General features: G+C 65.8%; 9 protein-coding genes. 2 read left to right on the top strand and 7 right to left on the bottom strand.

The annotated features are described in order from the left end of the window. Nucleotides 1-62: 62 nt before the first annotated feature. A complete protein-coding gene (locus NKJ55_RS19730) occupies nucleotides 63-308 on the bottom strand; it encodes a hypothetical protein (protein WP_352451326.1) in 246 nt (81 codons plus the stop codon). 174 nt (nucleotides 309-482) lie between these two features. Here NKJ55_RS19730 and gcvA point away from each other — a divergent pair, with 174 nt between their 5' ends. Beyond that, complete coding sequence (gene gcvA / locus NKJ55_RS19725; RefSeq protein ID WP_352451320.1) at nucleotides 483-1,403, top strand: transcriptional regulator GcvA; 921 nt, start codon at nucleotides 483-485, stop codon at nucleotides 1,401-1,403. 3 nt (nucleotides 1,404-1,406) lie between these two features. On the opposite strand, the gene NKJ55_RS19720 is transcribed toward gcvA, so the two are convergent. The 6 genes from NKJ55_RS19720 to tsaD form a co-directional block, all read right to left on the bottom strand. Further along, nucleotides 1,407-1,823, bottom strand: coding sequence for a DUF1761 domain-containing protein (locus tag NKJ55_RS19720; protein ID WP_023680475.1), 417 nt, complete (start codon nucleotides 1,821-1,823; stop codon nucleotides 1,407-1,409). A gap of 48 nt (nucleotides 1,824-1,871) precedes the next feature. Beyond that, nucleotides 1,872-2,528, bottom strand: a complete 657-nt coding sequence (locus tag NKJ55_RS19715; protein ID WP_352451319.1) for a class I SAM-dependent methyltransferase — start codon at nucleotides 2,526-2,528, stop codon at nucleotides 1,872-1,874. Further along, the gene (locus tag NKJ55_RS19710; protein WP_023680473.1) at nucleotides 2,525-2,950 is read right to left on the bottom strand and encodes an EVE domain-containing protein; all 426 of its coding nucleotides are present in this window, start codon (nucleotides 2,948-2,950) and stop codon (nucleotides 2,525-2,527) included. The genes NKJ55_RS19715 and NKJ55_RS19710 overlap by 4 nt, the downstream gene beginning before the upstream one ends. A 181-nt stretch (nucleotides 2,951-3,131) precedes the next feature. Beyond that, nucleotides 3,132-3,428, bottom strand: coding sequence for a YciI-like protein (locus NKJ55_RS19705; RefSeq protein ID WP_352451318.1), 297 nt, complete (start codon nucleotides 3,426-3,428; stop codon nucleotides 3,132-3,134). 26 nt (nucleotides 3,429-3,454) lie between these two features. Beyond that, nucleotides 3,455-4,465 carry an NAD(P)H-dependent glycerol-3-phosphate dehydrogenase gene (locus tag NKJ55_RS19700; protein WP_352451317.1) on the bottom strand — a complete coding sequence of 337 codons (1,011 nt, stop codon included), beginning with the start codon at nucleotides 4,463-4,465 and terminating at the stop codon, nucleotides 3,455-3,457. Beyond that, a complete protein-coding gene (gene tsaD / locus NKJ55_RS19695) occupies nucleotides 4,462-5,547 on the bottom strand; it encodes a tRNA (adenosine(37)-N6)-threonylcarbamoyltransferase complex transferase subunit TsaD (RefSeq protein WP_352451325.1) in 1,086 nt (361 codons plus the stop codon). The genes NKJ55_RS19700 and tsaD overlap by 4 nt, the downstream gene beginning before the upstream one ends. Nucleotides 5,548-5,648: 101 nt before the next feature. Here tsaD and hemC point away from each other — a divergent pair, with 101 nt between their 5' ends. Then, a complete protein-coding gene (gene hemC, locus NKJ55_RS19690; protein WP_352451316.1) occupies nucleotides 5,649-6,575 on the top strand; it encodes a hydroxymethylbilane synthase in 927 nt (308 codons plus the stop codon). Nucleotide 6,576: the final 1 nt, after the last annotated feature.

Raw genomic sequence — 6,576 nt, 5'->3', positions numbered from 1 at the left:
ACTCCCCTACTCCCCTACTCCCCTACTCCCCTACTCCCCTACTCCCCTACTCCCCTACTCCCCTACTCCCCTACTCCCCTACTCCTTTGCCACCCTATGTCGAGAAGGCCGAGCCGGCCGAGTTCGCGGTCCATGGCGCGTGCGATGTCCTTGCGTTCGCCGCCGATGTCGCGAAGCTGGCGATCGGAGAGATCCTCGACATTTTGGTAGGGAAGATTGACCGCGATTTTTGCGTGCCGAAGCCAGTCAAGCACGGCGCGCAGCCAGGCCGGGCGGAGGGTTACCGAGCGCAAGGCGATGTCAGACATGGTGCAATCCGCTTCTCCGGACATCAAATCCGGTTTGATGTTTCTTCGATGCTCAGAGCATGGCGGATTGAAATTCAAACGGGAAACGAGTAGTTTTTTCTGCATCTTCAAGTTCTATTTGATGATTGGAATGCTCGACCGAACCCTCGACCGAACCCTCCTCGTCTGGCACTGATGGCGCGCCTGCTGCCTGGAACCCGTGCGCTGCGGACGCTGGAGGCAGCGGCGCGGCACCTCAATTTCACCCGCGCCGCCGACGAGCTCGGCCTGACGCCGGCAGCGGTCAGCCATCAGATCAAGGAAATCGAGGATCAGCTCGGCATCGTGCTGTTCACACGCACCAGCCGCACGATCCGGCTGACCGAGGCGGGCGCGGTGCTGTTCGAAGCTTCGACCGATGCGCTCGACCTGCTTGGCCGGGCCGTCTCACGGGCGCAGAAGACGGCGCGCGGATCGGCGCTGCTGAAGGTCACCCTCGATGCGCAATTCGCGACGAAGTGGCTGATGCGGCGCGTCGACGATTTTCGCAAGCAGCATCCGGCAATCGAGCTGCGTTTCGACATCAGTTACGAGGTGCGCGACTTCGATCGCGACGACGTCGATCTCGGCATCCGTTTCGGCACCGGCAAATATCCGGGGCTTCGCTCGCACCGGCTGTTCGAAAACGTCATCATCCCCGTCTGCAGCCCGGCCTTGCTGCGGTCAGGGCCGCCGCTCAAGGAGCCGCGCGACCTGTTCCATCATACGCTGGCCCATATCGAGTGGTCGCGCCAGGGCGTCACCTGGCCCAACTGGAGCATGTGGATGGCGGCGGCGGGCGTCGACGATTTCGACGACAGCCGGACCATCGTGTTCGGCAATTCGACGGATGCCGTCCAGGCCGCGCTCGACGGCAACGCGGTCGCGCTCGCCGATTTCGCCATGGTGGCAAACGACCTTTCGGAAGGTAGGCTGATCCGGCCGTTCGAACTCGGCATCAAGGTCGCGCCCGAATTCGCCTATTTCCTGGTCTATCCCGAAAGTGCGGCGAATGATCCGCGCATTGCCGCCTTTCGCGATTGGCTTCTCGACGAAATCGCAAGGACCCCGACCTGACGTTCAGCCCGCCGCCGCGCCGAACCAGCCGATCACCGCGCCGATGAGAAGCAGCACGCCGAGCCAGTGACCAACATCGATGAGCGTCAGATCCCAGCCGAAACCTTCGTAACGATGGTTGACCGAAAGCGTGGTGGCGACGAACCCCAGCCAGAGAACGAAGCCGAAGATCACCCCGGCAAGCAGGCTCGGCTCGCCGCCGGTTACGGCGCCGATGATCAGCGACATGACCAGCGCCATGACGAGCTCCGCGATGAAGGAGACGACGAAGGGCAGCATCGATTTGCTCATCGTCGCCGGATCAAGCTTGGCGGCCTTCAGCCACGGCTTGCTCAAGCCCATGTACCAGGCCGCGCCGAACAACCACGCCACGACGGCGGCGACGATTACCGCCAGCCAATTGATTGCTGAAAAATCCATGGTTCCCTCCGGTCGATTGCGCGATGGAACGCCTGTTCGGCGATGCCGTCAAGCAAGGCGCCAGACGGTGGTGCGCTTGACCTCGGCGTCCTCCAGCGCCCGGGTCACCGCCACTTCGTAGACGGCAAGCGGCTCCAGCCCGGTCTTCGGCAGATAGGAGCGGCCGGGATCGCCGACGAGGATGTTGGCGCCACGCGCCTTCAGCGCGAGGAACCACGGCATCAGCCTGTCGGCGAAAGTTTTGTCGTAGAAGACGTCGCCGGCCAGCACCACGTCCCAGCCGGCATCGCTGCCGATGCAGTCGCCGATGAGGAATTTTATCTCGGTCCCATTTGCCTCGGCATTGAGGCGGATCGCGGTCGCGCAGAATGGGTCGATATCGGCGGCGATCACCTCGGCAGCTCCGGCCTTCACCGCGGCAATGGCGACAAGGCCGGAGCCGGAGGCGAAGTCCAGCACGCGCTTGCCGCGCACCGCCGCCGGATTGTCGAGGATGTAGCGGGCAAGGCCTTGGCCGCCGGCCCAGGCAAAAGCCCAGAAGGGCGGCGGCAGGCCGATTTCGGTCAGCTCGTCCTCGGTCCGCTGCCACAGTTCGTGCGCCTCGTCGGCCAGGTGCAGGCGGATCTCCGGCACATGCGGCGGCGCCATCAGCGCCGTGTTGTCGAGGATGAATTTCCTGGCGCTGTCCGGCGTCAGCGCCGTCATGGCGCCGGCGTCAGGCCGCCCATGCGGCAAACCTCTTGCCATTCGGCCGGCGTCACCGGCTGCACAGACAGCCGCCCGAGCCGCACCAGCGCCATGTCGGCCAGCTTTGGATTGGCCTTGGCCTGCTCCAGCGTCACCGGCTTCGGCATGGCCTTGAAGGCGCGGATGTCGACGCACTCCCAGCGGGGATCGTCGGTGGTGCTGTCCTGATGGGCCAGAGCGCAGACTTCGGCGATGCCGACGATGTCCAGCCCGTCATTGGAATGGTAGAAGAAGCCGAGATCGCCGATCTGCATCGCCTTCATGTTGTTGCGCGCCGCATAATTGCGCACGCCGTCCCACTGCGTGCCGGCCTTGCCCTTGGCCTTGAGGTCCTCGAAGGAGAAGACCGAAGGTTCGGATTTGAACAGCCAGTAGTTCATCTCGGTTATCCCGTTGCCGTTGTCGGTTTGTCGCTATCCAGCGTTGGCGCTGCCCCTCACCCTTACCCGCTCCCCGTAAGGACGGGGAGAGGGGTCGCCAGCGCTGGAGCTTCTCCCTTCTCCCCGTTCTTCACGGGGAGAAGGTGCCGGCAGGCGGATGAGGGGCAGGGCGAACGAACGATCATTCACTCACAGGTTTGTTGAAGCTCCAGTTCCATTGCCGGATTTCGACGCTTTCGAACAGCCCTGCCTTGGTATAGGGATCGGCCGCCGACAGGGCTTTTGCCGCCGCCAGGTCGGGCGCCTCGACAACGACGAGGCTGCCGTCCGGCTTGCCGTCGGCGTCGAGGAACGGGCCTGCGAAACCCAGTTTCTTGTCGCCGTTCAGCCCTTCCAGAAAGGCAATGTGCTCGGGCCGCGTGTCGAGCCGCACCTGCAGCCTTCCTGGCTTGTCCTTGCAAATCAACGCAAACAGCATCTTTCCATCTCCGCAATCGTTCGCGATTACATGTCGGTTTCGGTCTTGAGTGGCCTTGTCATCAACGCCGACACAGCCTGGTCTATGGTTATGGTGCCGTCCAGTATGGCGGCGACGGCGGCGATGATCGGCGCGTCGATCCGGCGCTCGCCGGCGATGCGGGCGGCGATTGCCGCAGTCGGCACGCCTTCGGCCAAAGGCAAGCCGGCAAGCGGCTTGCCTTGCCCCAGCGCCAGCCCATAGGCGAAATTGCGCGACTGCGCGGACGAGCAGGTGAGCAGCAGGTCGCCGAGGCCGGAAAGCCCCATCAGCGTCTCGGGCCTGGCGCCAAAGGCGGCGCCGATGCGGCGCAATTCGACGAAGCCGCGCGTCACCATAGCCGCCTGGGCGCTGGCACCGAGCCCGGCGCCGGTGACGGCACCCGCGGCAATGGCAAAGACGTTCTTCAGCGCGCCGCCGATCTCGACGCCGATCAGGTCGTCGCTCGAATAACAGCGCAGATTTTCCGCCGAAAAGCGGGCGGCAAGGTCGGTGGCCAGAGCCTCGTCGCGGGCGGCGACCACGACGGCCGTCGGCAGGCCCCTGGCGACATCGGTGGCAAAGCTTGGGCCGGACAAAGCGGCGACCGGATTTGCCGGCAGTATTTCCTCGGTGATGGACGATAGCAGCGCGCCGGTGTCGCGCTCGATGCCCTTGGCGCAGAGGACCAGCGGGACGCCTTCCGGCATATGGCTGGACGCGGCCGTCAGCATAATCCGTAACGATTGCGCCGGCGCTACCGCCAGAACGCAGTCGGCACCGTCGAGCGCCGCCTCGATGTCGCTCGTCGCCACGATCCCGGGATCGAGCGCGATGCCCGGCAGATAGCGCGGATTTTCGCCACGGTCGATCGCCGCGACGGTCTCCGGGTCGCGCGCATAGAGGCGGACGAAATGACCGGCGCGCAGCGTGGCCAGCGCCAGCGCCGTGCCCCAGGCGCCGCCGCCGAGCACGGCGACGCGCCAGCCGCTTGGCGCCTTGTGCTCGCTGCCGGTCATGCCTTGGCCCCACGCCGGCCCGAGCCGACCATCGGGGCCGAGACGCTGTCCAGCGGCCAGCGCGAGCGCGGCACGAAATCGGCGGCGTTTTCACCTGATATGCCGGCGCGCAAGCGCTCGATGCCGGCCCAGGCGATCATCGCCGCATTGTCGGTGCAGAGGTTAAGCGGCGGCGCGACGAAGCTGAACCCGGCCTGCTCGCACAGGCCCTGCAATGTCGCCTTGATGGTCCGATTGGCGGCGACGCCGCCGGCGACAACCAATGCAGGCTCGGCCTTGTCCGGGAATTGCTGACGGAACCGGGTCAGCGCCCGCGCAACACGGTCGCCCAGCGCATCCGCGACCGCCGCCTGGAACGAGGCGCAGATATCGGCGACATCCTGGTCGCTCAGCGGGGCAATCGCGGTTGCCGCCTGGCGCACCGCGGTCTTGAGGCCGGAGAAGGAAAAATCGGGCTGCACGGAGCCCTTCATCGGGCGCGGAAAGGCGAAACGCGTCGCGTCACCGGTTGCCGCCGCCTTCTCGACATTCGGTCCGCCCGGATAGGGCAGGCCGAGCATCTTGGCCGTCTTGTCGAAGGCTTCGCCAAGCGCGTCGTCGATCGTCGTCGCCCAGCGCTGGTAGTCGCCGACGCCGCGCACGGCGACGATCTGGGTATGGCCGCCGGAGACCAGCAGCAAGAGGTAGGGAAAGTCGAGCCCGTCGGTCAACCTGGCCGTCAGCGCGTGGCCTTCGAGATGGTTGATGGCGATCAGCGGTTTTTTTGCTGCCGCGGCGATTGCTTTGGCCGTCATCAGGCCGACGATCAGCCCGCCGACAAGACCGGGACCGGCGGTGGCGGCAATCGCATCGATGTCGGCGAGGTCGACGCCGGAATCGGCGAGCGCTGCCTCGATGATGCCGTCGAGCGCCTCGACATGGGCGCGCGCGGCGATCTCCGGCACGACGCCGCCGAAAGCGGCATGCTCCTCGATCTGGCTGAGCACGATGTTCGACAGGATTTGCGGCGTGCTGCGACCGTCCAGCGCCACCACGCTGGCGGCGGTCTCGTCGCAACTCGTCTCGATGCCCAGAACGCGGATCAATTCGTCGCTGTCCAAAAATCGTACAGATTGTACTGTCGGCCTTTCCCCGATAGGAGAAAACCCGAAAACCTGCCGGGGGTTATCACGGACGGCGCGCCATGCAAACAACCTTGAAAATCGGAACACGCGGCAGCCCGCTGGCGCTGGCGCAGGCGCATGAAACGCAGGCGCGACTGATGGCGGCGCATGGCATGCCGGCGGAAGCTTTCGAGGTGGTCGTCATCTCGACCAGCGGCGACCGCATCCAGGACCGGCCGCTGTCGGAAGCCGGCGGCAAGGGCCTGTTCACCAAGGAGATCGAGGAGGCGCTGCTGGCGCGCCGCATCGACATCGCCGTGCATTCGTCGAAGGACATGCCGACGCTGTTGCCCGAGGGGCTGGAACTGTCTGCGTTCCTGCCGCGCGAGGACGCGCGCGATGCCTTCATCGGTAAGGCGGCGCGAACGATTGCCGGCCTGCCGCAAGGCGCCAGGGTCGGTTCGTCGTCGCTGCGGCGCCAGGCGCTGATCCGGCGGATGCGGCCGGACGTCGAAGTGGTGATGTTTCGCGGCAATGTGCAGACGCGGCTGCGCAAGCTCGACGACGGCATCGCCGACGGCACCATCCTCGCCTATGCCGGGCTGAAGCGGCTCGGGCTCGAAGACGTCGTCACCGACCTGATGCCGCTCGAGGTCTTTCCGCCGGCGCCGGGGCAAGGCGCGATCTGCATCGAAAGCCGCATCGGAGACCGCGACGTGGAACAGATGCTGGCAGCGATCCACGACGGGCCGACCGGCGAGGCGCTGGCCTGCGAGCGCGCCTTCCTGGCGGCGCTCGACGGGTCTTGCCGCACGCCGATCGCCGGACATGCGACGATATCGGGCGGAACGGTTTCCTTTGCCGGGCTGATCATCTCGCCCGATGGCACACAGTCGCATGAAGTCAGGCTGCAAGGGCCGGCGGAGGAGGCGGCGCGCATTGGCGCGGAAGCCGCGGCGACCGTTCGGGCCAAGGCCAGCGAAACATTCTTCGATGGCTGGACCTGAC

Origin of the sequence: Mesorhizobium sp. M0106 (genome assembly GCF_040322715.1) — a bacterium.
Classification (GTDB): Bacteria; Pseudomonadota; Alphaproteobacteria; order Rhizobiales; family Rhizobiaceae; genus Mesorhizobium.
The sequence above is the reverse complement of the archived record's forward strand: the minus strand, read 5'-3'. Positions and strand labels throughout refer to the sequence as shown.